Annotated in this window: 25 protein-coding genes; 14 read left to right on the forward strand and 11 right to left on the reverse strand. The window is 70.3% G+C overall.

The window, feature by feature from the left end:
- Positions 1 to 4: 4 nt before the first annotated feature.
- Positions 5 to 823 carry an alpha/beta fold hydrolase gene (locus OWR29_RS22365; RefSeq protein WP_267565019.1) on the reverse strand — a complete coding sequence of 273 codons (819 nt, stop codon included), beginning with the start codon at positions 821 to 823 and terminating at the stop codon, positions 5 to 7.
- A 109-nt stretch (positions 824 to 932) separates the two neighbouring features.
- Between OWR29_RS22365 and OWR29_RS22370 the strand changes: the two genes are divergently transcribed.
- The 4 genes from OWR29_RS22370 to OWR29_RS22385 all read left to right on the forward strand — a co-directional run bounded on the left by OWR29_RS22370 (position 933) and on the right by OWR29_RS22385 (position 6,241).
- Complete coding sequence (locus OWR29_RS22370) at positions 933 to 2,351, forward strand: DNA-3-methyladenine glycosylase 2 family protein (protein WP_267565020.1); 1,419 nt, start codon at positions 933 to 935, stop codon at positions 2,349 to 2,351.
- A gap of 78 nt (positions 2,352 to 2,429) precedes the next feature.
- The gene (locus OWR29_RS22375; protein ID WP_267565022.1) at positions 2,430 to 2,927 is read left to right on the forward strand and encodes a methylated-DNA--[protein]-cysteine S-methyltransferase; all 498 of its coding nucleotides are present in this window, start codon (positions 2,430 to 2,432) and stop codon (positions 2,925 to 2,927) included.
- Between the two features lie 73 nt (positions 2,928 to 3,000).
- On the forward strand, positions 3,001 to 5,538 hold the full coding sequence (gene valS / locus OWR29_RS22380) for a valine--tRNA ligase (protein WP_267565023.1): 2,538 nt from the start codon (positions 3,001 to 3,003) through the stop codon (positions 5,536 to 5,538).
- A gap of 145 nt (positions 5,539 to 5,683) precedes the next feature.
- Entirely contained in the window at positions 5,684 to 6,241 is a 558-nt protein-coding gene (locus tag OWR29_RS22385) for a hypothetical protein (protein WP_267565024.1), read from the forward strand.
- 19 nt (positions 6,242 to 6,260) lie between these two features.
- On the opposite strand, the gene OWR29_RS22390 is transcribed toward OWR29_RS22385, so the two are convergent.
- The gene (locus tag OWR29_RS22390; RefSeq protein WP_267565025.1) at positions 6,261 to 7,001 is read right to left on the reverse strand and encodes a hypothetical protein; all 741 of its coding nucleotides are present in this window, start codon (positions 6,999 to 7,001) and stop codon (positions 6,261 to 6,263) included.
- Positions 7,002 to 7,055: 54 nt separating this feature from the next.
- On the opposite strand from OWR29_RS22390, the gene OWR29_RS22395 reads away from it, so the two are divergent.
- On the forward strand, positions 7,056 to 8,198 hold the full coding sequence (locus OWR29_RS22395; RefSeq protein ID WP_267565026.1) for a DNA recombination protein RmuC: 1,143 nt from the start codon (positions 7,056 to 7,058) through the stop codon (positions 8,196 to 8,198).
- On the opposite strand, the gene OWR29_RS22400 is transcribed toward OWR29_RS22395, so the two are convergent.
- Positions 8,195 to 9,196, reverse strand: coding sequence for a 4-hydroxy-3-methylbut-2-enyl diphosphate reductase (locus tag OWR29_RS22400; RefSeq protein WP_267565133.1), 1,002 nt, complete (start codon positions 9,194 to 9,196; stop codon positions 8,195 to 8,197). The genes OWR29_RS22395 and OWR29_RS22400 overlap by 4 nt on opposite strands.
- 90 nt (positions 9,197 to 9,286) lie before the next feature.
- On the opposite strand from OWR29_RS22400, the gene OWR29_RS22405 reads away from it, so the two are divergent.
- The 4 genes from OWR29_RS22405 to OWR29_RS22420 are packed head-to-tail and all read left to right on the forward strand — an operon-like array spanning position 9,287 to position 11,929.
- Positions 9,287 to 9,874, forward strand: a complete 588-nt coding sequence (locus OWR29_RS22405; protein ID WP_267565027.1) for a hypothetical protein — start codon at positions 9,287 to 9,289, stop codon at positions 9,872 to 9,874.
- Positions 9,867 to 10,433 (forward strand): hypothetical protein, encoded by a 567-nt coding sequence (locus tag OWR29_RS22410; RefSeq protein WP_267565028.1) that lies wholly within the window; start codon positions 9,867 to 9,869, stop codon positions 10,431 to 10,433. Before OWR29_RS22405 ends, OWR29_RS22410 begins: the two co-directional genes overlap by 8 nt.
- A gap of 54 nt (positions 10,434 to 10,487) precedes the next feature.
- Positions 10,488 to 11,729, forward strand: a complete 1,242-nt coding sequence (gene xseA, locus OWR29_RS22415) for an exodeoxyribonuclease VII large subunit (RefSeq protein WP_267565029.1) — start codon at positions 10,488 to 10,490, stop codon at positions 11,727 to 11,729.
- The gene (locus OWR29_RS22420; RefSeq protein WP_267565030.1) at positions 11,726 to 11,929 is read left to right on the forward strand and encodes an exodeoxyribonuclease VII small subunit; all 204 of its coding nucleotides are present in this window, start codon (positions 11,726 to 11,728) and stop codon (positions 11,927 to 11,929) included. Before xseA ends, OWR29_RS22420 begins: the two co-directional genes overlap by 4 nt.
- Here the strand turns inward: OWR29_RS22420 and OWR29_RS22425 are convergent.
- The gene (locus OWR29_RS22425; RefSeq protein WP_267565032.1) at positions 11,926 to 12,504 is read right to left on the reverse strand and encodes a DUF4245 domain-containing protein; all 579 of its coding nucleotides are present in this window, start codon (positions 12,502 to 12,504) and stop codon (positions 11,926 to 11,928) included. The two genes, OWR29_RS22420 and OWR29_RS22425, sit on opposite strands and share 4 nt — an antisense overlap.
- A gap of 101 nt (positions 12,505 to 12,605) precedes the next feature.
- Between OWR29_RS22425 and glpX the strand changes: the two genes are divergently transcribed.
- Both glpX and OWR29_RS22435 read left to right on the forward strand, forming a co-directional pair.
- A complete protein-coding gene (glpX, locus tag OWR29_RS22430; protein ID WP_267565033.1) occupies positions 12,606 to 13,649 on the forward strand; it encodes a class II fructose-bisphosphatase in 1,044 nt (347 codons plus the stop codon).
- 63 nt (positions 13,650 to 13,712) lie between these two features.
- Positions 13,713 to 14,372: a rhomboid family intramembrane serine protease gene (locus tag OWR29_RS22435; protein ID WP_267565034.1), complete on the forward strand. Its 660-nt coding sequence runs from the start codon at positions 13,713 to 13,715 to the stop codon at positions 14,370 to 14,372.
- On the opposite strand, the gene OWR29_RS22440 is transcribed toward OWR29_RS22435, so the two are convergent.
- The 3 genes from OWR29_RS22440 to phoH2 all read right to left on the reverse strand — a co-directional run bounded on the left by OWR29_RS22440 (position 14,369) and on the right by phoH2 (position 17,645).
- Positions 14,369 to 15,145: a S1 family serine peptidase gene (locus OWR29_RS22440; RefSeq protein WP_267565035.1), complete on the reverse strand. Its 777-nt coding sequence runs from the start codon at positions 15,143 to 15,145 to the stop codon at positions 14,369 to 14,371. The two genes, OWR29_RS22435 and OWR29_RS22440, sit on opposite strands and share 4 nt — an antisense overlap.
- Before the next feature lie 69 nt (positions 15,146 to 15,214).
- Positions 15,215 to 15,949: an aggregation-promoting factor C-terminal-like domain-containing protein gene (locus OWR29_RS22445; protein ID WP_267565036.1), complete on the reverse strand. Its 735-nt coding sequence runs from the start codon at positions 15,947 to 15,949 to the stop codon at positions 15,215 to 15,217.
- A 286-nt stretch (positions 15,950 to 16,235) separates the two neighbouring features.
- A complete protein-coding gene (phoH2, locus tag OWR29_RS22450; protein ID WP_267565037.1) occupies positions 16,236 to 17,645 on the reverse strand; it encodes an RNA 5'-3' helicase PhoH2 in 1,410 nt (469 codons plus the stop codon).
- A 271-nt stretch (positions 17,646 to 17,916) separates the two neighbouring features.
- On the opposite strand from phoH2, the gene otsB reads away from it, so the two are divergent.
- On the forward strand, positions 17,917 to 18,723 hold the full coding sequence (gene otsB / locus OWR29_RS22455) for a trehalose-phosphatase (protein ID WP_267565038.1): 807 nt from the start codon (positions 17,917 to 17,919) through the stop codon (positions 18,721 to 18,723).
- 54 nt (positions 18,724 to 18,777) lie between these two features.
- Here otsB and OWR29_RS22460 read toward each other — a convergent pair whose 3' ends face one another.
- Together OWR29_RS22460 and OWR29_RS22465 are read right to left on the reverse strand one after the other, a co-directional pair.
- A complete protein-coding gene (locus tag OWR29_RS22460; protein ID WP_267565039.1) occupies positions 18,778 to 19,560 on the reverse strand; it encodes an isoprenyl transferase in 783 nt (260 codons plus the stop codon).
- Positions 19,561 to 19,592: 32 nt separating this feature from the next.
- Entirely contained in the window at positions 19,593 to 20,720 is a 1,128-nt protein-coding gene (locus OWR29_RS22465) for an NAD(P)/FAD-dependent oxidoreductase (RefSeq protein ID WP_438872642.1), read from the reverse strand.
- 1,203 nt (positions 20,721 to 21,923) lie between these two features.
- Here OWR29_RS22465 and OWR29_RS22475 point away from each other — a divergent pair.
- Complete coding sequence (locus OWR29_RS22475; RefSeq protein ID WP_267565041.1) at positions 21,924 to 22,412, forward strand: GNAT family N-acetyltransferase; 489 nt, start codon at positions 21,924 to 21,926, stop codon at positions 22,410 to 22,412.
- On the opposite strand, the gene OWR29_RS22480 is transcribed toward OWR29_RS22475, so the two are convergent.
- Positions 22,375 to 23,202 carry a hypothetical protein gene (locus OWR29_RS22480; protein ID WP_267565042.1) on the reverse strand — a complete coding sequence of 276 codons (828 nt, stop codon included), beginning with the start codon at positions 23,200 to 23,202 and terminating at the stop codon, positions 22,375 to 22,377. The genes OWR29_RS22475 and OWR29_RS22480 overlap by 38 nt on opposite strands.
- A gap of 29 nt (positions 23,203 to 23,231) precedes the next feature.
- Positions 23,232 to 25,055, reverse strand: a complete 1,824-nt coding sequence (locus OWR29_RS22485; RefSeq protein ID WP_267565134.1) for a phosphoenolpyruvate carboxykinase (GTP) — start codon at positions 25,053 to 25,055, stop codon at positions 23,232 to 23,234.
- Positions 25,056 to 25,280: 225 nt separating this feature from the next.
- On the opposite strand from OWR29_RS22485, the gene OWR29_RS22490 reads away from it, so the two are divergent.
- Positions 25,281 to 26,021, forward strand: a complete 741-nt coding sequence (locus tag OWR29_RS22490) for a sigma-70 family RNA polymerase sigma factor (protein ID WP_267565043.1) — start codon at positions 25,281 to 25,283, stop codon at positions 26,019 to 26,021.
- The last annotated feature ends 43 nt before the right edge of the window (positions 26,022 to 26,064 follow it).

Below are 26,064 nucleotides of genomic sequence, written 5' to 3' on the forward strand. Positions count from 1 at the left end.
AGCCTCACCGGAAGAACTTCCGCAGTTCCGCCGCGACGAGTTCCGGCTTGCCCCGGTTGTCCGCCGCGAGATGTCCCACGCCGCTCAGCGTCACCCGCCGCACGTGCGGCAGCACGGGTTCCAGGCCGTTCAAGACCTTTTTCAGGTACGCCGGGGAGCGCTCGCCACCCAGCAGGAGCGTCTCGGCTTCGACCGCGCAGAACCGGGTCAGCGGCCCCGCCGATTCCTCGACCACCGTCGCGTCCTGGCGCATGGTCGGCACCAGCCGCCCGAACGGCGTGTAGTCGGCCGGCCGGTTTTCGCGCGCGTCGAGCCGCATGCCGAGCCGCACCAGCGGGGTGAGCACCGCGCGCGGCGCGAAGCGCAGGTCGCCAGTGCCCTTCAGGGTGGTCACGAAGGCGGCCGCCGTACGCCCCGCGGCCAGTTCTTTCTCGAAGCGGGGCCGCCACGCGACCGGATTCGTCCCGTCGTGCGGAACGGGCGGCTCGTAGAGCGCCAGCCGGCGGATGGCCGCCAGCTCGAGGGCGGCCTGCAACGCGATCACGGCGCCGGAGCTGAGCCCGAAGACGTTGCCCGCGCCGGTTTCGTCGAGGACGGCTGCGAGGTCGTCGATCTCGGTGCGCAGGCCGTAGCCGTCGCCGGCCGGGCCGCTGTAGCCGCGTCCGCGCCGATCGGGCACGTAGACCGTGAACGTGGTGGCCAGCTCGCCGGCCAGCCGGGTGAAGTTGCGGGACGTCTGCATGCCGCCGTGCAGCAGAACGATCTTGGGGCCGCCGGAGCCGTAGGTGCGGTAGCGGATGTCGGTTGCCGTCTTCGTCTTCATGTGTCAACCGTAGTTGACGACTCGACCGTCGTCAACCGAAGTTGACATGGCATGGCGATGTCCGAATCCCGCCAGCCAGGGCACCCGTCCGGAGAGCAGACTTCTTCCCATGGAACTGGACTTCGAGCGGTGCTACCGCGCCGTGGACAGCCGGGACCAGCGCTTCGACGGCTGGTTCTGCACCGCGGTGACCAGCACCGGCATCTACTGCCGGCCGTCCTGCCCGGCGATGACCCCGAAGCGCGAGAACGTGCGCTTCTTTCCGAGCGCGGCCGCCGCCCAGCGGGCCGGCTTCCGCGCCTGCAAGCGGTGCCGGCCCGACGCCGCACCCGGCTCCCCGGAGTGGGACGTGCGGGCCGACCTGGTCGGGCGGGCGATGCGGCTGATCGGCGACGGCGTCGTCGACCGGGACGGCGTACCGGGCCTGGCCAGTCGCCTCGGCTACACCGAACGACACCTCAACCGGCTGCTCACCGCGGAGCTGGGCGCCGGCCCGCTCGCCCTGGCCCGGGCGCAGCGCGCGCAGACCGCCCGCATCCTCATCGAGACCACCGACCTGGGCCAGGCCGAGATCGCGTTCGCCGCCGGTTTCGGCAGCGTGCGGCAGTTCAACGACACGATCCTCGAGGTCTATGCGCAGGCGCCGAGCACGCTGCGCGAGCGCCGGAAGGTCACGGTTAGCGAGCCGGGCACAATCAACCTGCGGCTCGCCTACCGGTCGCCGCTGCACGCTCCGGCGCTGCTCGACTTCCTCGAGACGCGGGCGCTCCCCGGCATCGAGGCGCGCGACGGAAACACGTACCGCCGGGGTCTGACCCTGCCGCACGGGAGCGCGACCGTCTCGCTCAGCCCGGCCGACCGCTGGGTCTCGGCCACGCTGCGACTCAGCGACGTGCGCGACCTGGCGCCGGCCGTGGCCCGTTGCCGGCGGCTCTTCGACCTGGACGCGGACCCCGAGGCGGTCGACGCCACCCTGGGCGCCGACCCCGCGCTGGCGGCGAGCGTGCGGGCGGAACCGGGCGTCCGGGTGCCGCGCGCGGTGGACGGCTTCGAGATGGCCGTGCGCGCGATCATCGGGCAGCAGGTGAGCGTCACGGGGGCGCGCACCACGCTGAGCCGCCTGATCCGGCCGTTCCGTGCGGCCGACGGTCTTGTCGGCTTTCCCGCGGCGGCCCAGGTGGCCGACCTGCCGGACAGCGCGTTCGGGATGCCCGCGGCCCGGCGCGAGACCATCAGGCAACTGGCGAACGCGGTGGCCGACGGGAAGCTCGATCTGAACCCCGGCGCCGATCGCGAAGAGACAGTAGCGCGCCTGACCGACATTCCTGGGATAGGCCTGTGGACAGCCGGCTACGTCGCCATGCGGGCGATCGGCGACCCCGACGTCTTCCTCGCCACCGACCTGGCCGCCCGCCGCGGTGCCCGTGCTCTCGGGCTGCCCGACCAGGTCAAAACCCTTTCCGCGTACGCCGGGAAGTGGCGCCCGTGGCGGAGTTACGCCCTTGTCCGGCTCTGGCGGGCCGCGTAGTTATCCACAGCCCAGCAAGATCTTTCCCACGGCCGCCCGCGACGGGCCAGGCTGTGTCGCAACCCCCTGGAGGAAGCGATGTTGAAGCACCGAACCGTCGACACCAAGGCCGGCCCGCTCACCGTGGTCGTCACCGGCACCGGCGCCGTCCGCGCCGCCGGCTTCACGCCCGAGGTGTCCGAGCTCGTCGACCTGATCCACCCCCGCCTGCGCGAGCCGATCGAGTCCGCCGACGACGTCGGCCCGGTCATCGGCCACGTGAAGTCCTACTTCGACGGTGACCGCAGTGCCCTCGACGCCGTGGTGGTCGAGCAGTACAGCGGCGGCGAATACCTGCGCCACGCGTGGCAGGTCATGCGCGAGATCAAGCCGGGCGCTCCGGTCACCTATTCGGAGTTCGCACGGCTCAGCGGGCGCCCGGCGGCCATCCGGGCCGCGGCCACGGCTTGCTCGCGCAACCCGGTCGCGCTGTTCACCCCGTGTCACCGGGTGCTGCGGCTCGACGGGTCGCTCGGCGGCTACCGCTGGGGGCTGCCGGTCAAGCGCCTGCTGCTCGACCACGAAGCCGCGGCGTGACCGCGGGGCCGCGGGCACGCGGCGTGACCTATATCGGTCGGCCGTCGCCCGGTCGCCGCCGTAGCATTCAGCCATGACTGATACGGGAACGACCGGGCGCGCCGGTCTCCCCGAGCGGCCGTCGCTGGACGGCCTCGAGGACAAGTGGGCGCGCACCTGGCAGGAGGAGGGCACGTATGCGTTCGACCGCTCGAAGGAGCGGGCGGATGTATACGCGATCGACACGCCTCCGCCGACCGTATCGGGCGAGCTGCACATGGGGCACGTCTTCTCGTACACGCACACCGACACCGTCGCGCGGTTCCAGCGCATGCGCGGCAAGAGCGTTTTCTACCCGATGGGGTGGGACGACAACGGCCTGCCGACCGAGCGGCGGGTCCAGGTCGTGTACGGGGTCCGTTGCGACCCGGCACTCCCCTACGACCCGCAGTGGGAGCCACCGGCCGCCGCGCCCAAGCAGCCACTGTCGGTCAGCCGGCGTAACTTCGTCGAGCTGTGCGGCCGGCTGACGGCCGAGGACGAGAAGGCGTTCGAGGCGCTGTGGCGGCACCTCGGGCTCTCGGTCGACTGGGCCCTGCAGTACACGACGATCGGGCGGCGGTCCCAGGCCGTCTCGCAGCGGGCCTTCCTCAACAATCTGGCCCGAGGCGAGGCGTACACGGCCGAGGCGCCGACGCTGTGGGATGTCGGCTTCCGCACCGCGGTCGCCCAGGCCGAGCTGGAAGACCGGGAACGCCCCGGCGCCTACCACCGGCTGCGGTTCCACGGCTCGGACGGTCCGGTCGAGGTCGATACCACGCGGCCCGAGCTGCTGCCGGCTTGTGTCGCGCTGGTCTACCACCCGGGCGACGAGCGCTACGAGGGCCTGAGCACGGTCCGCACGCCGTACTTCGACGTCGAGGTCCCCGTCTTCGCCCATCCGCTGGCCGCGAAGGACAAGGGCACCGGCATCGCGATGGTCTGCACGTTCGGCGACCTGACCGACGTCATCTGGTGGCGCGACCTGCAACTCGAGACCAGGGTCGTGCTGGGGCGCGACGGCCGGTTCCTGCCCGACCGCCCGGACGGGGTCTCCGACGCGGCCTACCGCGACTTCGCCGGCCTGACCGTCAACGCGGCCCGGCGCGAGATCGTCCGGATCCTCACCGAGACCGGTGACCTGCTGGGCGAGCCAAAGCCGATCACCCACCCGGTCAAGTTCTACGAGAAGGGCGACTCGCCGCTCGAGATCGTCACGAGCCGGCAGTGGTTCTTCCGCAACGGCGGCCGGGACGAGCGCATCCGCGAAAAGATGATCGAGCGCGGCCGGGAGCTGCGCTGGTTCCCCGAGCACATGCGGCACCGCTACGAGCACTGGGTCAACGGCCTGACCGGCGACTGGCTGGTCAGCCGGCAGCGGTTCTTCGGCGTGCCCATCCCGATCTGGTACCGGCTCGACGACGCTGGCGAACCGGACTACGACAAGCTTCTCATACCGGATGAATCGTCACTGCCGGTCGACCCCTCCTCGGAGTGCCCGCCCGGCTTCGACGAGTCCCAGCGCGACGTCCCGGGCGGCTTCACGGCCGACCCCGACGTCATGGACACCTGGGCCACGTCGTCGCTGACCCCGCAGATCGTCGGCGGGTGGCACGACGACGAGGATCTGTTCCGCCGCGTCTTCCCGATGGATCACCGGCCGCAGGCTCACGAGATCATCCGCACCTGGCTGTTCTCCACGGTCCTGCGAGCCGACCTCGAGAACGGCGTCCTGCCGTGGCGCTCGGCGGTCCTGTCGGGCTGGATCCTCGACCCCGACCGCAAGAAGATGGCGAAGTCCAAGGGCAACGTCGTCACGCCGATGGCCCTGCTCGAGCAGAACGGCTCGGACGCCGTCCGCTACTGGGCGGCCAACGGGCGGCCCGGCGCCGACCTGGCCTTCGACCCGGCCCAGATCAAGGTCGGCCGCCGGCTGGCCACCAAGATCCTGAACGCGTCGAAGTTCGCGCTCGCGCTGGGCGCGGCCGAGGCGCTGCGGCAGCCGGTCACCGAACCGCTCGACCGGGCGATGCTGGCCCGGCTGGCGACCGTCGTGACCACGGCGACCGAGGCGTTCGACCGCTACGACCACACCGACGCGCTGCAGGCGACCGAGGCGTTCTTCTGGACGTTCTGCGACGACTACATCGAGCTGGTCAAGGAGCGGGCGTACGCGACCGGTCCGGCGGCCGACTCGGCCCGGGCGGCGCTGGCGGCCGGGCTGTCGGTGCTGCTGCGGCTGTTCGCGCCGTTCCTGCCGTACGTCACGGAAGAGGTCTGGTCGTGGTGGCGGTACGGCTCGGTGCACAAGTCGACCTGGCCCACGCCGTACGAGCTGACCCGGGTGGCCGGCGAGGGTGACGCAACCCTTCTCGACCTGGCCGGTGACGCGCTGCGGCAGGTCCGGCGGGCCAAGTCCGACCGCAAGCTGTCGATGAAGGCCGAGGTGCCGCTGGCCGAGGCGCTGGGGCCGGTCGAGGTGCTGGAAAGGCTGGCCCTGGTCGAGGACGACCTCAAAGCGGCCGGCAAGATCGCCAAGCTCGACACCCTGCCGGGCCGCACGCCCGAATTGGTGATCGCCAGCGCGTTCTGACCCGACGCCGCGCTCGGCCCGTCCGCGGGCCGGGCGCGGCAGAGGAGTGGCAACCGGCTCGGGCTGGGCGCGGCGGACGAGGCAAGGCGGCTCGGCTCTGGCGAAATCGCCGGAGCCGGGGCTTCCGGCAGGGCAGCATGAAGGCATGTCGATCGCGCCCGAGCAGGTCGAGGCGCCCGCCCGCGACGCCGTGCTGTTCAAGTCGTCGCCGGTGCGGACGTTCCTCGCGCTCTTTCTGCTGTTGATGGTGTCGTTCGCCCTGGTGGCGCCGCTCGTCGCGCTGCTGGGCGAGGGCGGGGCGGGCAATCGCTGGTGGCAGACTGCGGCGCAGGCGGCGGTGGTCGCGGCGCTCGCGGCCGGCGCCTACGCCTATTCGACGCGGGGCTCACTGCGCACGTGGGTGCGGATCTCGTCGGCCGGGCTGGAACTGGCGGCCCAGGAGAGCGACCCGATCATGCTGGCCTGGGCCGACATCAAGCACGTGACCGTACGCCGGCAGGGTTTCAAAAACCTGCTGGAGGTGACGCCGGTCGACTTGGACAGCGTGCACCCGGTGCAGGGTGAGGAAGCAGGCCCGCCGGCCATGGCCGAGACCCCGGACGGGCAGTCGTTCACGGCTGACCTCAGCGAGGTGTGGCCCAGCCCGCGCCGGCTGCGCCGCGAGCTGGCCAAACACCTACCGTCCGACGACGCCGCGAGCTGATCACCCGCGGCGCGGCGGATCAGAAGTCGAAGTCGCCGCCGCCGTCCCAGCCGCCACCCATGTCGCCGCCGAAGTCGCTGCCGCCCATGTCGCCACCGCCGAAGTCCTGCGCGGCGTCGGCGTAGCCGTCGGAGAAGCCGTCGCCGTAGCCCATGTCGCCGAAGCCGGGCGAGAGCAGCGCGTCGAAGATCAGCATGCCGCCGAGCACACCGGCGCCGGCGCCGAGCGCCGTCTTCCAGACCGGGGTCGAATACCAGCCGGCGGGCACCGGGCGGCCCTGGACGCGGCCGCCGGGGTAGTAGTACGGCGTGTCGGCACCGGGCTGCGGACCCGCCTTGTAGCTGTGGCCCTGCACGTTGACCTCGCGCTCCTTGGTCAGCTGGCCCACACCCTGGGCCGAGGCCAGCGCGGGCAGCTCGGGGCCGGGGTCGATGCCCATGGCGGTGCGCGCCGCCCGTACGTACTGCAGGCCCTCGAGCGCCGACTCGCGAGCCAGCTCGAACTGGCGCACGGTGTTGGCCTGCTGCAACTGGCCGCCGGCGGCGTTGTAGCGCTCGCCCGCGTCGGAGAGCGCCTGCCGGGCCGCGTCGTCGTTGCCGTGCAGGTTCATCAGCTGACCGCCCAGCCGCTCGTACCACCGCTGAGCCTCGGCGCGCGCGTCCTCCAGCCGGGTCTGCTGCGAGGCGGCGCCGTTGCGACGGGCCAGGACGATCACGAGAAGGACGACGATGACGATGCCCAGAATCAGCAACACGCTCATGTTTCAACGGTACCCTCGCGATGCGCGAAACCCCGGTCTGGCAATCTCCGGTATGTGACTGTTTCGACGCTGGTCGTAGTGCTTGTCTGCCTGGCCGCCGGGGCCGCTCTCGGCTGGCTCACAGCCCGGTTGCGGGCGGCGGCCGACATCGCCCGGCTCGAGGCGACCGTGCAGGCCCGCGCGGACGGCGAGGAGAGGCTCGAGCAGTCGCTGCGCTCTTTGTCGTACGAGGCCACGGCTCAATCGCAAGAGGCGGTGGCCCGGGCCGTCGCGCCCCTGCACGAGACCCTGCGCCGCTACGAGGAAAGGGTCGCTGAGCTGGAGCGGGAGCGGGTCGACGCCTACGCCGAACTGCGCGAGCAGGTACGAGCCATGAGCGCCGTCTCGGGCGAGCTCCGCACCGAGACCAAGCAGCTGGTGGCGGCCCTGCGGACACCGCAGACGCGGGGCCGCTGGGGCGAGCACCAGCTGCGCCGCATCGTCGAAGCGGCCGGCCTGCTGGAACACTGTGACTTTGCTGAGCAGGTCACGGCGGTAACCGACAATTCCGGCGTACGCCCCGATTTGATCGTTCGTCTGCACGGCGGCCGGACCGTGGTGGTCGACGCCAAGGCGCCTCTGGAGGCCTACCTGTCGGCCCTGGAGGCCCGCGACGAGCGCAGTCGCGACGGCTACCTCGACCAGCACGCCCGCCACCTGCGCGCACACATCGACGCGCTGGCGGCCAAGCAGTACTGGACGGCGTTCGAGTCGGCGCCCGACTTCGTGGTGCTCTTCGTGCCGGCCGACCCGTTCCTCGACGTGGCCCTGCGGCACGACGCGACGCTGATGGAGCACGCCTTCCGCCGCAACATCGTGCTGGCCACCCCGGCCACGCTCATCGCGCTGCTGCGCACGGTGGCCTTCTCGTGGCGCCAGGAGGAGCTGGCGCGCAACGCGGTCGAGGTGCACAGCGTGGCTCGCGAGCTCTATGCGCGGCTCTCCACGCTCGGCGACCACGTGGGCAAGCTGGGCGCCTCGCTCGGCGGGGCCGTCACCGCGTACAACAAAGCAGTTGGCTCTTTGGAGGCTCGCGTGCTGGTCAGCGCCCGGCGGCTGGCCGAAATGGGCGTCTCGGACGACGAGATCCCCACCCCGGCCCAGCTCGAAGTAGCCCCCCGCCAGCCGCAAGCCCCGGAACTGCTTGAGCCGCGTTAGGCCTTCGCAGCCTCAGCAGCCTTCATGTCGCGGCGGAGTTCCTGCGGGAGCGAGAAGGTCAGGCGTTCCTCGGTGGTGGTGTACTCGGTGACCTCGCCGAAGCCGCGCGTGGCCAGGTGGCCCAGAACCTCCATGACCAGGTCTTCGGGGACGCTGGCGCCCGACGAGACGCCGACCGTGGTGGCGCCCTCGAGCCACTCGTCCTGGATCTCGGAGGCGTAGTCGACCAGGTGCCCGGCGCGGGCGCCGGCGTTGAGCGCGACCTCGACCAGGCGTACGGAATTGGAGGAGTTGGCCGAGCCGACGACGATCACGACGTCGCACTCGGGTGCGATCTCTTTGACCACGTGCTGGCGGTTCGAGGTGGCGTAGCAGATGTCGTCGCTCGGAGGCGACTGCAGCAGCGGCAGCCGGGTCTTGAGGCGGGCCACGGTCTCCATCGTCTCGTCGACCGAGAGCGTGGTCTGCGACAGCCAGACGACCTTGGACGGGTCGCGCACGACGACGCTGTCGACCGAGTCGGGGCCGTCGACGAGCTGGATGTGCGCCGGAGCCTCGCCGGAGGTGCCGATGACCTCTTCGTGGCCCTCGTGACCGATGAGCAGGATGTCGTAGTCGTCCTTGGCGAAGCGCTTGGCCTCGTGGTGCACCTTGGTCACCAGCGGGCAGGTGGCGTCGATCGCCTTGAGGTTGCGGGCCTTGGCCTGCTCGTGCACCTCGGGCGCGACGCCGTGGGCCGAGAACACGACAGTCGAGCCCTCGGGCACCTCTTCGTTCTCTTCCACGAAGATCGCGCCGCGGGCCTCGAGCGTGCTGACCACGTGTTTGTTGTGCACGATCTGCTTGCGCACATAGACCGGGGCGCCGTAGAGCTTCAACGCCTCTTCGACCGTCTGGACCGCACGGTCGACGCCCGCGCAGTAGCCGCGCGGCTTGGCCAGCAGGACACGCTTCCGTGGATCGCTCACCCGGCCATGGTACGTGCCACCGGCCCCCAGTCGCCCGGCTGCGATCTGTGCCACAGAGCGTTGTCCACAGGCCACGCACAGGGGCTCGACCGGACGGCGGCCGGTCGGGATACTCGTCGGATGCCTGACGCGCAGCAAAGGGACAAGACGGTCGAATTGGCGCCCTGGTGGGTGGTCACCGGGCGGGCGCTGCGGTTCATCCTGGGCGCGTTGTCGCTGGTCGGCGGCCTGACCTGGATCCTGCTCAACCTGCACGTGTCGACGGCGGCGCTCGACGCCGGGGTCGGCACGGTGCTCGCGGCGGGCGGCCTGGTGCTGCTCATGCCGCACCGCATCCGGCTGCCGCGCCGGGTCACGGCGGTCGTGATGAGCGGGTTCGCCTTGGCCGGCACGGCAGCCGGGCTGGCCGTCGAGAGCTCCCGCCAGTGCTGCGAGTTCGCGTACATCACCGAACGCGGCTGGCCCTTCCACTGGGCGAGCCGGGGCGGCCTGGCCGACGATCCCGAGACGGCGTTCCGCGTGGCCCAGTCCTCCAGTTGGTCGGCCGACCTGGCCTCGCTCGCGGCCGACCTGCTGCTCTTCTCGTACGTGGGTCTGCTGCTGGTGGTGGCCGGGGTGCTGGTCGGCCGGGCCCGATCCGTCCGGGCGAAGAAAGCGAATCGCCGGTGGGGTGACGGTCCCCGGCTGGATACTCGGTCCCATGCCTGAGGTTGCGGAGGACGACGAGCCCGGCTTCATCGCCTCGGCCGGGGCCACCCTGCGGCTGATCGCAGGGTGGGCCTGCGTGGCCCTGGGCGTGCTCGACCTGGCCATGGGCCTCACCGACGTCTCGTACATCGCATTTCACGTCATGCTGCTGCTCACCGGGCTGCTTCTGCTGGGCGCGGGCCGCCGCGTCGGCCGGCCGACCCGCCTCGCCGGGCTGGCCGGTGGCCTGGTCGCCGGGCTGGGGCTGGTGGTCAGCGCGCTCCCGGCGCTGAGCGTGGCCTGCTGTTCGCGCGGGTACGCCGTACGGCACGGGTTTCCGTTCACGATGCTGGCCCGCGACCCCGGCGGCTGGCGGTTCGACCTGGCCCGCTCGGTGGCCGACCTGCTCTTCTGGCTGTGCGCCGGATTCATCGTGATGGTCGCGGTCACCCGGCTCCGGCCCGGTCGCCACGCGGCGGCACCGCCCCGGCCGCAGGCGCCGCAGACGGTCGCTCCGGGCCACGCCGAGGCGCGGAACACCACCGACCGCAGCGCCGAGGAGCGCAATGTCCCGGGCTGAGGCGCGGCGGCGGGCAGCGCGGGAAATGTCGTAGGGCTTCCGTAGTCTGGCCGGGTGAGTCAGCCCGAGCCGAGCGCGGCCCCCAAGAGCTCCCCCGAGGAGCCCTGGCCCGTCCGCGTCGTCAGTCAGAAGGTCGGCGCCTGGATCGCCAAGCTGGGCTGGGTCTGGGTCGACGGCCAGGTCGCCCAGATCAGCCGGCGGCCCGGCTCCACGGTGGTCTTCCTGACCCTGCGCGACCCTTCGGCCGACCTCAGCCTCACCGTCACCGCCCACCGTGACGTGCTCGACGCGGGCGCGCCCGGGCTGGCCGAGGGCGCCCGGGTCACCCTGCACGCCAAGCCCGAGTTCTATCCGGCCCGGGGCTCGCTCAGCCTGCGGGCCGACGAGATCCGCCAGGTCGGCCTGGGCGAGCTGCTGGCCCGCCTCGAAAGGCTGAAAAAGCTGCTCGCCGCCGAGGGCCTGTTCGCCCGCGAGCGCAAGCGCCGGCTGCCCTTCCTGCCTCAGCGCATCGGCCTGATCACCGGCCGGGCCAGCGCCGCCGAGCGGGACGTGCTGATGAACACCCGCCGCCGCTGGCCGTCGGTCGACTTCCGGGTGATCAACGTGCCGGTCCAGGGCCCCACCGCGGTGCCTCAGATCCTCGACGCGCTCAAGGTGCTCGACAACGACGAGTCGGTCGACGTCATCGTCATCGCCCGCGGCGGCGGCAGCGTCGAAGACCTGCTGCCCTTCTCCGACGAGGCGCTGTGCCGGGCCGTGTTCGGCGCCCGCACACCCGTGGTCAGCGCCATCGGCCACGAGACGGACGCGCCACTGCTCGACTACGTGGCCGACGTGCGCGCCTCCACCCCGACCGACGCGGCCAAGCGCCTCGTGCCCGACCTGGGCGAAGAGACGCAGCTCATCGACGTGGCCCGCCGCCGCCTGGAACGGGCGGTGCTCACCCTGGTCGAACGCGAGAGCCACCGCATCGAGTCGTGGCGGTCGCGCCCCTCGCTGGCCCGGCCCGAGCTGATGGTCGACCAGCGCGCGGCCGAGGTGACCGCCCTGCGCGACCGGGCCGTGCGCAGCCTCGACCACCGCCTGCGCCGCGCCGACGACGAGCTGCGTCACACGGTCGCCCGGCTGCGCGCGCTCTCCCCCGCGGCCACGCTGCAGCGCGGCTACGCGATCGTGCAGCGCGCCGACGGCCATGTCGTGCGGGCCGCGAGCGAAGTGAAGGTCGACGACGTCCTCCGCCTGCGGCTGGCCGAGGGTGAGCTGCGGGCCGCCGTCCAGAAAGAGGAGAAGCAGTGAGCGACGAGAAGTTGAGTTACGAGCAGGCGCGCACCGAACTGGCCGGCGTCGTCGAACGGCTGGAACAGGGCGGCAGCTCGCTGGAGGAGTCGCTGGCCCTGTGGGAGCGGGGCGAGAAGCTGGCCGACGTCTGCCAGCGCTGGCTCGACGGCGCCCGCGAGCGGATCGAGGCGGCCCGCGCCGCCCGCGCCGACGGCTAGCGCAGGCTGCCGGCCAGCGATTCCAGGTTCTCGGCGTCCGTCTTGCCGACGATGACCACCGTGCGGGCCGGGTCGGCCAGCACCAGCGCCTGCTCGCCCGGGCGGGCGTCGTAGAGGCGCCACACGCCGGTCTGGGCGCGGAACGTGCCGATCGGCTTGGCGTCCTGGCTCAGCTCCTGCGGCAGCAGAGTGTCGGTCGGCACGCTGCTCTGCACCAGCTGGATCGGGTCTTTGTCGGGGTCGACGTAGCCGATCCGCAGGGTGGCGCCGTTCTCGGCCCGCTTGAAGGTGGCGCTGACCGTGTGCCAGTCGTCGCTCAGCCCCTGGGGCGCCAGCACCGGGAACAACTTCGCCTGCTGCGCCTGCTGGATGGTCGGCGCCGGGTCGACCGCGACCGGCTTGTCGCCGTCGAGCACGAGGCGGTAGAAGGTCAGCAGCAGCGCGATCGGGATCAGCAGAACGGCCAGCGACATCACCATGTCCTTGGGCGAACGCTCCGAACCGCGGGCGAGCCGCACCGGCTGCTCGGGGGCGGCGGCTTCGGGCTGGGCGGGCGCGGGCGAGGCTGGTTCCACCCACCCATTGTTAACCATGTCGCTGAGCCGAGACTTCGCGCGTCCGGGCATGTGAGGATCGGTGGACCCACCAAGCCCCGCAACGTCGCGAGGAGGCGCCCATGCCCGCACGGGTCCCGCAGGATCTCGACCGCAACATCGCCCTCGATCTGGTCCGCGTCACCGAGGCCGCCGCGATGGCGGCCGGCCGCTGGGTCGGCCGCGGCGACAAGAACGGCGGTGACGGCGCCGCCGTCGACGCCATGCGCAAACTGATCAATTCGATTCAGATGCGCGGCACCGTGGTCATCGGTGAGGGCGAGAAGGACGAGGCGCCCATGCTCTTCAACGGGGAGCAGGTGGGCGACGGCACCGGCCCCGAGGTCGACGTGGCCGTGGACCCGATCGACGGCACCACGCTGATGAGCAAGGGCATGCCCGGCGCCGTCGCGGTGCTGGCCGTGGCCGAGCGCGGCGCCATGTTCGACCCCAGCGCCGTCTTCTACATGGAGAAGATCGCCGTCGGCCCGGACTGCGCCGATGTCGTGGACATCAACGCCGGCACGGCCGAGAACCTGCGCCGCATCGCCCGGGCCAAGCGGTCCAGCATCAACGACGTGACCGTCTGCATCCTCGACCGGCCGCGCCACGCGCAGCTGGTCGAAGAGGTCCGCCAGGCCGGCGCCAACATCAAGTTCATCTCCGACGGCGACATCGCCGGGGCCATCTCGGCCGCCCGGTCCGAGTCCGACGTGGACGTGCTGATGGGCATCGGCGGCACGCCCGAGGGGATCACCGCGGCCTGCGCGCTCAAGTGCCTGGGCGGCATGATCCAGGCCAAGCTGTGGCCGCGCGACGACGCCGAGCGCGAGAAGGCGCTGGCCGCCGGGCACGACCTCGACCGCGTGCTCACCACCGACGACCTGGTCACCGGGGACAACTGCTTCTTCGTGGCCACCGGCGTGACCTCGGGCGACCTGCTCAAGGGCGTTCGTTACCGCTCGGGCGGCGCGCACACCCAGTCGATCGTCATGCGGTCCAAGAGCGGCACCATCCGGGTGATCGACTCGTACCACCGGCTCGAGAAGCTGGCCCTCTATTCGGCCGTCGACTTCGACGGCCACCTGCCGACCGTACCGCTGGGCGACGGCGACCCCGTTATCTGAGAACTAGCTGATGGCAGGGTCCGCCCATTGGCGGGCCTTGCCGTTGCCTGGAACTATCGAATGATGAGTTACGGGGCGCAAGCACGCGCGGACGCCGAGGCGAAGTTCGGCACTGATGCTTTCTACGCGTCCCTGGGCCGGGCGTTCGTGACCATGTGCGCCGTCATCCCGGTGCTCTTCCTGGTCGAGGCGATCGACGTCGGCATCGGCTCGGGCCAGCTCGACGTGGCCGGCGGCATCATCCCGCACCGCATCGACGGCCTGGACGGCGTGTTGTTCAGCCCGTTCCTGCACGCCGGGTGGGATCACCTCTACGGCAACGCCGTGCCGCTGATCCTGGTCGGCACGTTCGCGCTGGCCGGCGGCACGAAGCGGTTCATCTGGTCGACCTTCGTGATCATGCTGGTGAGCGGTCTCGGCGTCTGGTTCGTGGGCGACCCCAACAGCGTGGTCGTCGGGGCCAGCGGCGTCATCTTCGGCTATCTGGGCCTGCTGCTGACCCGCGGCCTGGTCGAGCGTTCGTGGTGGAACCTGGGTGTGGCCGCCTTCATCGGCTTGCTGTACTGGTACCAGCTCTACAACATCCTGCCGACCGACCAGCCCGTGTCGTGGCAGGGCCACCTGCTGGGCCTGCTGGGCGGTGCGATCGCGGCCATCATTTTCCGCCGCAAGCGGGTCCGCCCCGCATCCTCGGCCGGCGACACGTCGACGCTGAAGTTCTAACGCAGTTTCCGTACGGCGGCCTTGATCGCGGGGCGGAAGGTGGACAGCTGGGTGTAGACGCCCGGGTAACCGTTCCGGGCGCAGCCCAGCCCCCAGCTCACGATGCCCACCTGCACCCATTCGCCGTGCCGGCCGTGGCCGATCATCGGGCCGCCGCTGTCGCCCTGGCACGTGTCGACGCCGGGCGAGCCGGCACACAGCTGCTCGTCGGGCACAAGAGCCACACCCATTTTCTGGTACGCCGTGGCGCAGGTGCCGTCGGGCACGGTGGGCACAGTCGCGTAGTGCAGGCGCTCCTCCTGCTGGATCGAGTCCTCGCGGGTCTGGCCCCAGCCCATCACCACGTACCGCCCGTCACCGATCGCGTCGCGGCCGATGGGCAGGGTCGGCAGGTGCAGGGGCTTGTCGAGCCGTACGACCGCCCAGTCGTCCCCGTGGACCTCGTCGACGAAGCCCTCGGCTCGGATCACCCGTTCCGACCGGGCCGTCTGGGCACGACGGGATTTGAGGTCGGTGACGCCCGCGGTGACGATGATGCTCTTGTTCTTGCCGGTGCCCTCGACGCAGTGCCCCGCGGTGAGCACGACCCGGGGGTCGACCAGCGTCCCGCCGCAGCCCATCGAGAGCCGCACCGCCCACGGGAACTTGCCCTGTGGCGCCACCAGACCGCCGACCACCGGCCGGACCGTCCGGGCGTCACGACTGGCTTGAGCGGGCTGCCCGCCGATCAGGAGCAATGCGGCCAAGGCCAGCAAAGCGGCTTTTCGGACCATACGCCCATTTGATCACAGCAAAACGGGCCGCGCGGGTTCGCCGCGCGGCCCGTCATACTGCTTGTCTACTTAGTACCAACCCACGTCCTGTGAGTGGCCCCACGCGCTGCACGGGGTGCCGTAGCGACCCTCGATGTAGCCGAGACCCCACTCGATCTGGGTGGCCGGGTTGGACTTCCAGTCGCTGCCGGCCGACGCCATCTTGCTGCCCGGCAGGGCCTGCGGGATGCCGTACGCGCCCGAGCTGCGGTTGGTGGCCTTGTGGTTCCAGCCGCTTTCCTTCTTCCACAGCTTCTCGAGGCAGGAGAACTGGGAGATCTTGAAGCCGGCGTCGAGCATGAGCGAGCAACCGATGGCCCGGTTGCCGCTGAACTCGTCGCACGAGGCCGGGATGTCGCCGGTGAACTCCGGTGTGCTGCCCGAGTCCTCGTCGCTGTCGGCCTTCTTCTTGGCCGCCTCTTCCTCGGCCTTCTTCTTGGCAGCTTCCTCGTCGGCCTTCTTCTTGGCGATGGCTTTCGTCTCGAGCTTGTGCGCCTTGTCGGCGGCGACCTTGGCCGCGGTGGCGGCCTTGGCGGCGGCGTCACCCTCGGCCTCGCGGCGGGAGGCGCGCGCGGCGGCGTGCTCGGCCTGGCGCTGCTTCAGCAGCATCACGTCGTCGACGGCGGCAACCTGCGCGACGGTGCTGGCTTCGGCGGACTGCTGAACTTCGCGGTCTGTTCCGAGGTAGATGCCGGTGGCCGCACCCGCGACAAGCAGGCTGACCGAGGCAACTCGTACTCCGACCCGGCTCAAGAGCCGATTCACGAAGGTTCCCTTCGTCGGGGGCAATGACGCGGCGACCGCCACCGGAAAGGTGGCCGGACACGCCGCGAGCACCGCGACCCATCGGCTCGAAACTCGATCTTCGACCACGATGAACACGCATGGCGCTCGTCAGACACCATGGCCCACGGTGAAGTGGATGTGAAATGACGACGCGGTCTTGTGAACTTGCTCACAAGAATGACACGCTTAAACCGGGTGAAAAAGCCCGTAAATCGCGACACTCCGGAGGGGAATCCGCGCTCACGGCACGGATTCCCCCCACTACTCAGAGTGGAATTTCCTCCAGCAGATCGGTGACCACTTCAGCGATCGGCGACCGCTCGGAACGGGTCAGCGTGACGTGCGCGAAGATCGGGTGGCCCTTGAGCGCCTCGATCACCGCCGTGACGCCGTCGTGCCGGCCGACGCGCAGGTTGTCGCGCTGAGCCACGTCGTGCGTGAGCACCACGCGCGAGCCCTGGCCGATACGCGAGAGCACAGTGAGCAGCACGTTGCGTTCCAGCGACTGCGCCTCGTCGACGATCACGAAGGCGTCGTGCAGGCTGCGGCCTCGGATGTGGGTCAGCGGAAGCACCTCGAGCATCCCGCGCGCCATCACCTCTTCGACCACATTGGCGTGCACGACGGCGCCCAGTGTGTCGAAGACGGCCTGTGCCCAGGGCGACATCTTCTCGTTCTCGGTGCCGGGCAGATAGCCGAGCTCCTGGCCACCGACGGCGTACAGCGGACGGAACACGATGACCTTTTTGTGGCGGTTGCGCTCCATTGTGGCTTCGAGTCCCGCGCACAGCGCGAGCGCCGACTTGCCGGTGCCGGCCCGGCCGCCGAGCGAGACGATGCCGATCGACTCGTCCAGCAGCAGGTCCAGGGCGACCCGCTGCTCGGCCGACCGGCCACGCAGCCCGAATGCCTCACGGTCACCGCGTACCAGTCGTACGGTCTTGTCGGGGTTGACCCGGCCCAGCGCCGACCCGCGCGGCGAGTGAACGACGAGGCCCGTGTGACAGGGCAGGTGGTCGACCTCTTCCAGCTCGAGCTCGTCGCCGCTGTAGAGCGCGTTGACCTCGTCCTCGCCGAGCTTGAGATCGGCCATGCCGGTCCACGTCGGGTCGCTGGCCTGACCGTGACGGTACTCGTCGGCGGTGATGCCGACCGATGCCGCCTTGACCCGCAGCGGCATGTCCTTGCTGACCAGAGTTACCTCACGGCCCTCGGCGGCGAGCCCGAGGGCCACCGAGAGGATCCGGGTGTCGTTCGAGTCGTTGCGGAAGCCCTGCGGCAGCACGCTCTGGTCGGCGTGGTTGAGCTCGACGCGCAGCGTGCCGCCCTCGTCGTTGCAGAGCACAGGCTGGTCGAGCCGGCCGTACTTGATCCGCAATTCGTCCAGGAACCGCAGCGACTGCCGCGCGAACCACCCGAGCTCGGGGTGGTGACGCTTGCCCTCCAACTCGCTGATGACCACGAGGGGAATGACCACCTCGTGATCGGTGAAGCGGCGGAACGCCGCCGGGTCGGACAGCAGGACCGAAGTGTCCAGAACGAAAACACGGCCCTCAGGGGCCGGTTCCGCGTCAGCGTGCCTGTCCCGGGACTTGCGCCCGGTACGCGCTGTGCTGGGAGAGACTTCGGCGGCCGAGTCGCGGGCGACGTCGGCGTCTGATCGGCGAGATGTCACAGGCCTGCTCCAGCGGCGGGCGTGCAACCCGGTACGCCCGCGGTCCGCCACCTCCGGCGCCCGTCTCTCATGCACGGGGTCGGATTGCGGGGCCCCGTGGCGCACTTGTCGCAGGTCCGGGCCGGCCGGCTGGCTCGGGATGACCCCGTGCCATGACTCAAACGCTAGCGGTCAACTGCGCTGCGCGGTAGTACGCAAAAACGGGTGACGGACGACGTCCAGGCAAATTTCTCCGGCATGAAACGTCACCTCAGGCGGGTAATCTGACCCCGTGGCACAGACTCCGCGTCCGACCCATCCGCCGAGCATCGACGAGGCGTGGGCGTTCACCGCCGGCCACGCGTCGGCGACCACCTTCTTCTTCGACTTCGACGGTGTGCTCTCACCCGTCACCGACGACCCCGACGCGTCCCAGCCCGCGCCGGCCGTCCTCGGCACCCTCGAGCGCCTGGCCGAGGTGGTCCAGCGCGTCGCGATCGTGTCGGCCCGCCCGGTCAGCTTCCTGCGCTCCCGGTTCTCGTCGCTCGAGCGGGTCGACCTCTACGGCTTGTACGGCCTCGAGGTGTGGCACGAGGGCGAGGTTGTGACCAACCCGGCCGCCGAGCCCTGGGTGCCCGCCATGGCCGAGCTGGCCGAGCGGGCCAAGGCCGAGCTGCCCGGGTCGATCCTGGTCGAGTACAAGCGCCTCTCTGTGGCCCTGCACTACCGCACCGCCCCGCACGAGGCGCCAGTGGTCGAGCGCTGGGGTCACGAACAGGCCGAGAAGCTGGGCCTGCGGGTCCAGGCAGGCCGCATGGTGGTCGAGCTCAAGCCCCCCGTCGACCAGGACAAGGGCATGGTCATCACCGAGGGCGTCCGCAACGCCGGGTGCGCCTGGTATTTCGGCGACGACATGTCCGACATCAAGGCGTTCGACGCGCTGCGCGCCCGCGAGGCCGTCGACCCGTCGTTCTTCGGGGTCGCCGTGGCCGTGGCCAATCCCGAGACGGGGGCCGAGGTGTCCAGCGCGGCCGACCTCACCCTCGACTCGCCGGATGCGGTCGCGGCCTTCCTCAACGAGGGCCTGCGGAAGTTCTAGCGGTTCAGGCGCCGTAGCGGCGCTGCGTGTTGCCTCTACGACCGCAGCGCCCGGTCAGGCGCCGTAGCGGCGCTGCCGGTTGCCGTACGACCGCAGCGCCCGCAGGAAGTCGATGCGCCGGAAATCCGGCCAGTTGGCGTCGTGGAAATAGAACTCCGAGTGCGCCGACTGCCACAGCAGGAAGCCCGACAACCGCTGCTCCCCACTTGTGCGGATGACCAGGTCGGGATCGGGTTGCCCGCGGGTGTAAAGGTGCTCGGCGATGTGCTCGACGTCGAGGATCTCGGCCATCTCTTCGATGGTGCGCCCGTTGGCCGCCTGCTCGTGCAGCAGCGAACGCACGGCATCGGTGATCTCACGCCGCCCGCCGTAGCCGACGGCCATGTTGACCTCGACGCCGATCGTGCGGTCGCGCGTCTTCTCTTGCGCGGCCTTCAGGGTGGCCGCGGTGGCGGCGGGCAGCACGTCGAGCGCGCCCACCATGCGCAGGCGCCATGGGTTGCCGTCCTCGGCCAGCTCGGTGGCCAGATCCTCGATGATCTTCACCAGCGGGTCGAGCTCGGCGGCCGGCCGCTGCAGGTTGTCGGTGGCCAGCAGATAGAGCGTGACGTGCTTGATGCCGGCCTGGTCGCACCAGGTCAGCAGCTCTTTGACCCGGGCCGCGCCGACACGGTGACCGTCGTTGGGGTCGACGAAACCCATCTCGCGGGCCCACCGGCGGTTGCCGTCGCACATGACGCCGACGTGCCGCGGCACGGGTTTGCCGGCCAGCTTGCCGGCCAGCCGACGTTCGTACACGCGGTAGAACGGAGTGGAAATCAACGACCGCAGACTCATCGCTTGAAACCCTAGCCCTGTTCGGTAGCGACTCAAGGGGCGGCCGGGTGACGCTGACCCAACCGGGAGGCGATGCGACCGATCGTGCGGAGGTCGAAAACCCCGTCACCGAGGCCCAGGTCCACCATCCGGTCGAAGACCTCCGCATCTCGGGCAGCCGCCGCCACCGCCGCGTCGACCACGCGCGACTGCCGGGTGAGCAGGGCCGCGAAGCCCGAGTGCCGCAGGTGCCGGCCGAGCCGGTGGCGAAGAGCACGCCCGTACCGTTCGGCCACCCGGACGGGACCGGCGGCCGCGGCCTCGCCCGCCAGCGCCCCGGAAAGAACGGCATAAAAAATGCCCTCCCCGGTGAACGGGTTGATCAACGACAGCGCGTCCCCGGCGAGCAACACGCGCCCGCGAGCCGGCGGCGGCCGGTGAGTCGACAACGGCAGGTGGTGCCCGCGCACCCCGGTCGTCTCGCGACCAGGCAGCAGCGCGTCCAGGCGTTCGAGCAGATACGCCCGGGACAGCGGCTCACCCCGCAGAACCTCGCCGTACCCGACGTTCGCGGTGCCGTCACCCAGCGGAAATTCCCACGCGTACGCGGGCCAGCGCGCCTTCGTCGTCACGATGACCTGCTCGTCCGTGTTGGTCGTGGGCGCGTACCCGCGAATCGCGACAGCCAGATGCCCCGGCGGATTCACCGCGAACCCGAGCGCCCGCCGAACCACCGACCCGGCGCCGTCGGCCCCGATGATCACCTGCGCTCGGTAGTGCCCGTCGATCGTGATGCCCGCTTCGGTCGCTCTCACCGCCCGTACGGTGTGTCGGCGCAGTTCCGCCCCGGCCGCGACAGCTGCCCGCACCAGCCGCTCGTCGAACACCCGCCGAGGAATGGTGTGCGCCGCCCGCGGAAGCGGCCGAGCCACCGCCGACCCGCCCGGGCCGACCAGCCGCAGGCGCTCAATCGCTGGATAACCGTCGGTGATGTTCTCAACGCTAAGTCCACGTAGGACGGAGATGGCCTCGGCCGCGATCCCGTCACCGCACACTTTGTCGCGCGGGAAGTCGGCCCGATCGAGCAGCAGAACGCGCGCCCCGCCTCGGCAGGCCGCCAAGGCCGCCGCCGCCCCCGCAGGCCCCGCCCCGATAACCGCAACGTCAAACTCGCGCAAGATCGTTCTTCATCCGTCGGCCCATCCCTAACCCCCTCCCGCCAAGGGGCATGTGGGGTGGACGTTACGCCTTGTCAAGAACACCGGCCCGAGTTGTCCACAGCCCGGCGCCGAGCAAGTCCGCGGCACTATGTCTCGAGACGAGTTGTCCACAGCCGGCTCGGCTGGTTTCGCAGCACGAGGCCTATTTCGCTGTGGTGACGCCAGGAATGGGTGCAAGCCAATCGCGCCGGCTGGTCGGGATCGACCGTAAGACCGGGTATCGGTGGCGCACGGGCGCGCCTAACCGCCTGTTACGCGTGGCTTGCAGCGGCAACCTGAGGCAGTAGCCGCGAAGGCCGTGGCGGCCTCGCTACGGCATCTGTCACAAGACGACCGGGTCGTGATCGCTGACCGGTTGCGTGAGGGCGCCGGGCCGTCGTTCATCCGGCCGATCTGGGCCGTTCACCGTCGACGGTCAGTCGGGAGATCGCCCGTTACAGCGATCCTGCCGTGACTCCCCAAGCGAAGCCAGCCGCACGTATCCCACGAAACGATCTATCGGGCCCTCTAAGTTCGATGCCGCACTCGCCCTGGCAACGCCGCGACGACGAGAACACCGACGGGCTGCTGCGTCAGTACTTTCCAACAGACACCACCTGACCGCACACATCCGTGAACGTCCAAGTGCTGCCGCGGCCGATCTCAACGGCGGACCCGCAAACCTCGGCTGTGACGCCGCTGCCGAACTCATGACCACCAATGGCGTTGCAACGACCCCTTGAAATCACCCCGCCAAAGGGCATGTGGGATCAACGTTACGCATTTCAAGAAACCTCGGCCCGGGTTGTCCACAGCCCGGCGCCGAGCTCGCTCGAGACACCTGCGCGTCGAGCCGAGTTGTCCACAGCCGGCTCGGCTGGCCGGGGCAGCGCGGGGCCTAGTTCGCTCTCGTGACGCAAGATATGGGTGCCAGCCAGTCGCGCCGGCTGGTCGGGATCTCAACCGTAAGACCGGGTGTCGGTGGCGCCGGACACTCATTGCGCATGGGCGGCGGCAACGTGACGCGGCAGCGGCCTGCGCTGCGAGCCGCTCGCCCGGCCGCGATGCATACCAGCCGGGCAGTCCGCCGTCTCCTGCGGCGGCCAGGACAGCGCCACCAATATCGATTGCGCCGCCTCGGTGGGGTTTCTAGCGTCGGTCGCACTCCATGGAAAGGATTGGCGGATGCGTCTGCGGCGTCTTGAACCTGATGACTGGGAGTGCTGGCGGGACATGCGGCTGGCTGCCCTCTCGGACTCGCCGGACGCGTTTGCCTCGTCGTTGGCGGAGGAGGGGGACTACACCGAGGCTCGTTGGCGGGACTGGATTCGGCCTGCCTCTCAGCTGCAGGTTGTGGTTGAGGGTGGGGCGGGGATGGTCGGTGCCTGGAAGGCCGAGCATCAGCCGGCGGTGGAGCTCTACAGCATGTGGGTGCATCCGGAATGGCGCGGCCGCGGGATCGGTGACCTGCTGGTCGGGGAGGTTCTGGACTGGGCCGCCGCGCAAGGCCATCAGCGTGTCGCCCTCTGGGTGGCCGAGGGCAACGTGGCAGCCGAGCGCCTTTATCGGCGTCACGGCTTTCAGATGACTGACGAGCGGCAACCGCATCCTGGCTACCCGGGTGTGTTCGAGCGGGCTATGACTTTGCGGCTCGATGCAGCGCGTACAGGGTGAGGGCTGCGGCTGCCACTAGTGGGGCGCCGTCGCGGATCAGGCCGTCTGCGCCCAGCAGGAAGTAGCAGAGGGGTAGGTCCCAGGCCAGGACGAAGACGGTGAGCCAGGCCATGTAGCGCCGCGCGCCGGCCTTGCCGCGGAGCAGGAAGAACGTGCCGAGCAGGACGGCGTAGCTGACGCCGATGCCGGTGAACAGCCAGAACAGGACGGCGAGCGACCACTCCGGACGGTCGCGCAGCTGGCCGAACGAGATCAGGCAGGGCACGAGCATCAGGGGGCTGTAGGTGAAGGCCGCGATGCGGGCCGTCAGCAGCCAGCCGGTCACGGGGGCTCGGCGTGGGGTGGCTTCCTGCATGCGCAGGCCGTCGCGGGTGAACACCAGGCGGTTCGGGTGCCGCACCAGATGGGCGCGAACGACCGGGTGGCGGTAGAGCAGCGCGACCACGGCCACGCACAGGATGAGCAGCACGACGAAGCCGGCCACGCCAGGTAGCGGGGGCAGGCCGGAGCGCGGCACTATCAGGCGGCCGACGGCGAACACCGTGGTCACGGCCAGGATGAGGCCCAGTGGGCGGGCGACTGCGCGGTCGCGGCGGACCTGCCGGACGAGCAAGAGCCAGCCCAACGTACGCAGCAACGCCCAACCCGTGCGCACCGCCAAGCCGAAGCCGTGCTCCGGGGCGTACCAGTAGTTCAGCACCTCGACCACGACGGTGGCGGCCGCGGTGGCCAGCAGGAGGGCGGTCAGCGCGCTCAGCACGCGTGGCCGCCGCTCCGCTTCGATCGTCACCACCGGGTCATACCCGATGCGCGTGAACTTCAGGCCAGGCGGGCCTTCAGCGCGTCCAGCTCGGCCCACAGCACGGCCGGCAGTTTGTCGCCGAACTTTTCGAACCACTCGGTGACCTGCGGGATCTCGGCCAGCCACTCGTCGCGGTCGACCCGCAGGGCGGCTTCCAAGGCGGCGTCGTCCAGGTCCAGGCCCGTACGGTCGATGGCCGCCACCGTCGGCACGTGCCCGATCGCCGTCTCGACCGCCTCGCCCCGGCCGTCCAGCCGTTCGACGATCCACTTGAGGACGCGGCTGTTCTCGCCGAAGCCGGGCCACAGGAACCCGCCGTCCTCGTCGCGGCGGAACCAGTTGACGTAGAAGATCTTCGGCAGTTGAGCGGCGTCGCCCGGTGCGCCCTTGGCCATGTCGATCCAGTGCCGGAAGTAGTCGCCGGCGTGGTAGCCGATGAACGGCAGCATCGCCATCGGGTCGCGGCGCACCACCCCGACCTGGCCGACCGCGGCCGCCGTGGTCTCGCTGGAAAGCGTGGCGCCGAGGTAGACGCCGTGCACCCAGTCGCGCGCCTCGGCCACCAGCGGCACCGTCGTCTTGCGGCGGCCGCCGAACAGGATCGCGTCGATGGGCACGCCGCGGGGGTCGTGATATTCGTCGGCCAGGATCGGGCACTGCTCGATGGGCGTACAGAAACGGCTGTTGGGGTGGCTCGACGGGGCGTCCGAGTCGGGCGTCCAGTCCTCGCCCTTCCACGACACGAGGTGGTCGGGCGGCGTGCCCATGCCTTCCCACCAGATGTCCCCGTCGTCGGTCAGGGCCACGTTGGTGAAGACCGAGTTGCCGCGGGCCAGCGTGCGCATCGCGTTGGGGTTGGTGTGGAAGTCGGTGCCGGGCGCGACGCCGAACAGTCCGTACTCGGGGTTGGTGGCCCACAGCCGGCCGTCCTCGCCGAAACGCATCCAGGCGATGTCGTCGCCGACCGTCTCGACCTTCCAGCCGGGCAGGGTCGGTTCGAGCATCGCCAGGTTGGTCTTGCCGCAGGCCGACGGGAAGGCGCCGGCGATGTAGCGGACCTGCCCCTCGGGCGAGGTCAGCTTCATGATCAGCATGTGCTCGGCCAGCCAGCCCTCGTCGCGAGCGGCCACGCTGGCGATCCGCAGCGCGTAGCACTTCTTGCCGAGCAGCGAGTTGCCGCCGTACCCGGAACCGAACGACCAGATCTCGCGGGTCTCGGGAAAATGCGAGATGTACTTGGTCTCGTTGCACGGCCAGGCCACGTCGGCCTGGCCCGGTTCGAGCGGGGCGCCCACCGAGTGCAGGGCCGGCACGAAGTCGGCGTCGGCGCCCATCGCCTCGAGCACGGCCGAGCCCATCCGGGTCATGATGCGCATGCTGGCCACGACATACGGGCTGTCGGTGAGTTCCACGCCGAACATCGGCTGCTCGGCGTCGAGCGGTCCCATGCAGAACGGCACCACGTACATCGTGCGGCCGCGCATGCAGCCCCGGTACAGCTCGGTCATCGTCGACTTCATCCGAGCCGGGTCCATCCAGTTGTTGGTGGGACCGGCATCGGCCTCGTCGGCCGAGCAGATGAACGTGCGCTCCTCGACCCGGGCCACGTCGTTCGGGTCGGTGCGGGCCCAGAACGAGTTGGGCTTCTTCGCGGGGTCGAGGCGGACCAGCGCCCCCGACGCGACCAGCTCGTCGGTGATCGCGGCCCATTCCTGGTCGGAGCCGTCGCACCAGACGATGCGGTCGGGGGTGGTCAAGGCCGCTACTTCGTCGATCCAAGCGGCGAGGCGGGCATGCTTCTTCAAACCAGTGCTCCTTCGGTCGGCGCTGACCAATGAGATGGCTCAGCCTAAGCCGCCGACACTGTGAGTTCATCGGCCGTTGCTGTGGATAACCGCACAATCCTCGGTGTCGATGCTCGTACGCGATCGATCCTTCACCGAAGAGCGCAACTCCGCGCAACGGCCGGGCACGCCCAGCCGAAAGTCGACTTTCGCAAAACGGACGTAACCGCCTAAGCTGGGCCGCATCGGGCTTTCCTCTTACTCCCGCCGCAGGAGGCAGGAATGACGCCGGACACCGAGCTGCTGGCCGCCGTCCGAGCCGGAGACACCGCGGCGTACGGGACGCTCTACGAACGCCACCGCGCGGCCGCCCGTCAGCTGGCGTGGGGCCTGACCAACGACCCGGCCGACGTCGACGACCTGGTCGCCGAGACCTTCGCCAAGGTGTTCGCCTCGCTGCGGGCCGGCCGCGGACCCCTCGTGGCGTTCCGGGCCTACCTGAACACGACCATGCGGCACGTCTGCTATCACCGCGCCCAGCGCGACCGGCGGCTCGAGTTCACCGACGATCTGACCCGGTACGACGAGGGCCAGCCCTACGTCGACCCGGCGCTCGACCGGCTGGAGCGCACGTACGCCGCGGCCGCGTTCCGCCAGCTGCCCGAGCGCTGGCGTGACGTGCTGTGGCAGACCGCCGTTGAAGGGAACAGCCCGGCCGAGGTGGCCGGGATGCTGGGCATGACCCCCAACGCGGTGGCCGTGCTGGCCCACCGCGCCCGGGAGGGGCTGCGCAGCCTCTACCTGCAGCAACATGTGACGACCGCCGACCACCCGGAGTGCCGGTGGGCGGGCGACCGGCTCGGCGTCCACCTGCGCGGGCGGCTCGCCCCGCGCGACGGCCACCGGATGCGCGCCCATCTGGGGTGGTGCGCCGAGTGCCGGAAGAGAGTGGACGAGATTGCCGAGATCAGCGAGATCCACCCTCCGTACCGGCAGCGTCACCATGCGAGATCCAGCGGTTAAGACTCGCCAACGAAAACAGCGGCCCGTGACTACCGCCGGTACT

This window comes from Paractinoplanes pyxinae, from assembly GCF_026626335.1.
Taxonomy (GTDB): Bacteria; Actinomycetota; Actinomycetes; order Mycobacteriales; family Micromonosporaceae; genus Actinoplanes; species Actinoplanes pyxinae.

Bases quoted from the DNA above. Each gene is read 5' to 3' on its own strand.
- OWR29_RS22390 (WP_267565025.1), bottom strand. From the start codon at position 7,001: ATGAGCGTGTTGCTGATTCTGGGCATCGTCATCGTCGTCCTTCTCGTG.
- OWR29_RS22440 (WP_267565035.1), bottom strand. From the start codon at position 15,145: ATGGTCCGAAAAGCCGCTTTGCTGGCCTTGGCCGCATTGCTCCTGATC.
- OWR29_RS22475 (WP_267565041.1), top strand. From the start codon at position 21,924: ATGCGTCTGCGGCGTCTTGAACCTGATGACTGGGAGTGCTGGCGGGAC.
- OWR29_RS22385 (WP_267565024.1), top strand. From the start codon at position 5,684: ATGTCGATCGCGCCCGAGCAGGTCGAGGCGCCCGCCCGCGACGCCGTG.
- OWR29_RS22490 (WP_267565043.1), top strand. From the start codon at position 25,281: ATGACGCCGGACACCGAGCTGCTGGCCGCCGTCCGAGCCGGAGACACC.
- OWR29_RS22375 (WP_267565022.1), top strand. From the start codon at position 2,430: ATGTTGAAGCACCGAACCGTCGACACCAAGGCCGGCCCGCTCACCGTG.
- OWR29_RS22410 (WP_267565028.1), top strand. From the start codon at position 9,867: ATGCCTGAGGTTGCGGAGGACGACGAGCCCGGCTTCATCGCCTCGGCC.
- OWR29_RS22460 (WP_267565039.1), bottom strand. From the start codon at position 19,560: ATGAGTCTGCGGTCGTTGATTTCCACTCCGTTCTACCGCGTGTACGAA.
- OWR29_RS22435 (WP_267565034.1), top strand. From the start codon at position 13,713: ATGAGTTACGGGGCGCAAGCACGCGCGGACGCCGAGGCGAAGTTCGGC.
- OWR29_RS22405 (WP_267565027.1), top strand. From the start codon at position 9,287: ATGCCTGACGCGCAGCAAAGGGACAAGACGGTCGAATTGGCGCCCTGG.
- OWR29_RS22365 (WP_267565019.1), bottom strand. From the start codon at position 823: ATGAAGACGAAGACGGCAACCGACATCCGCTACCGCACCTACGGCTCC.
- OWR29_RS22370 (WP_267565020.1), top strand. From the start codon at position 933: ATGGAACTGGACTTCGAGCGGTGCTACCGCGCCGTGGACAGCCGGGAC.
- valS (WP_267565023.1), top strand. From the start codon at position 3,001: ATGACTGATACGGGAACGACCGGGCGCGCCGGTCTCCCCGAGCGGCCG.
- glpX (WP_267565033.1), top strand. From the start codon at position 12,606: ATGCCCGCACGGGTCCCGCAGGATCTCGACCGCAACATCGCCCTCGAT.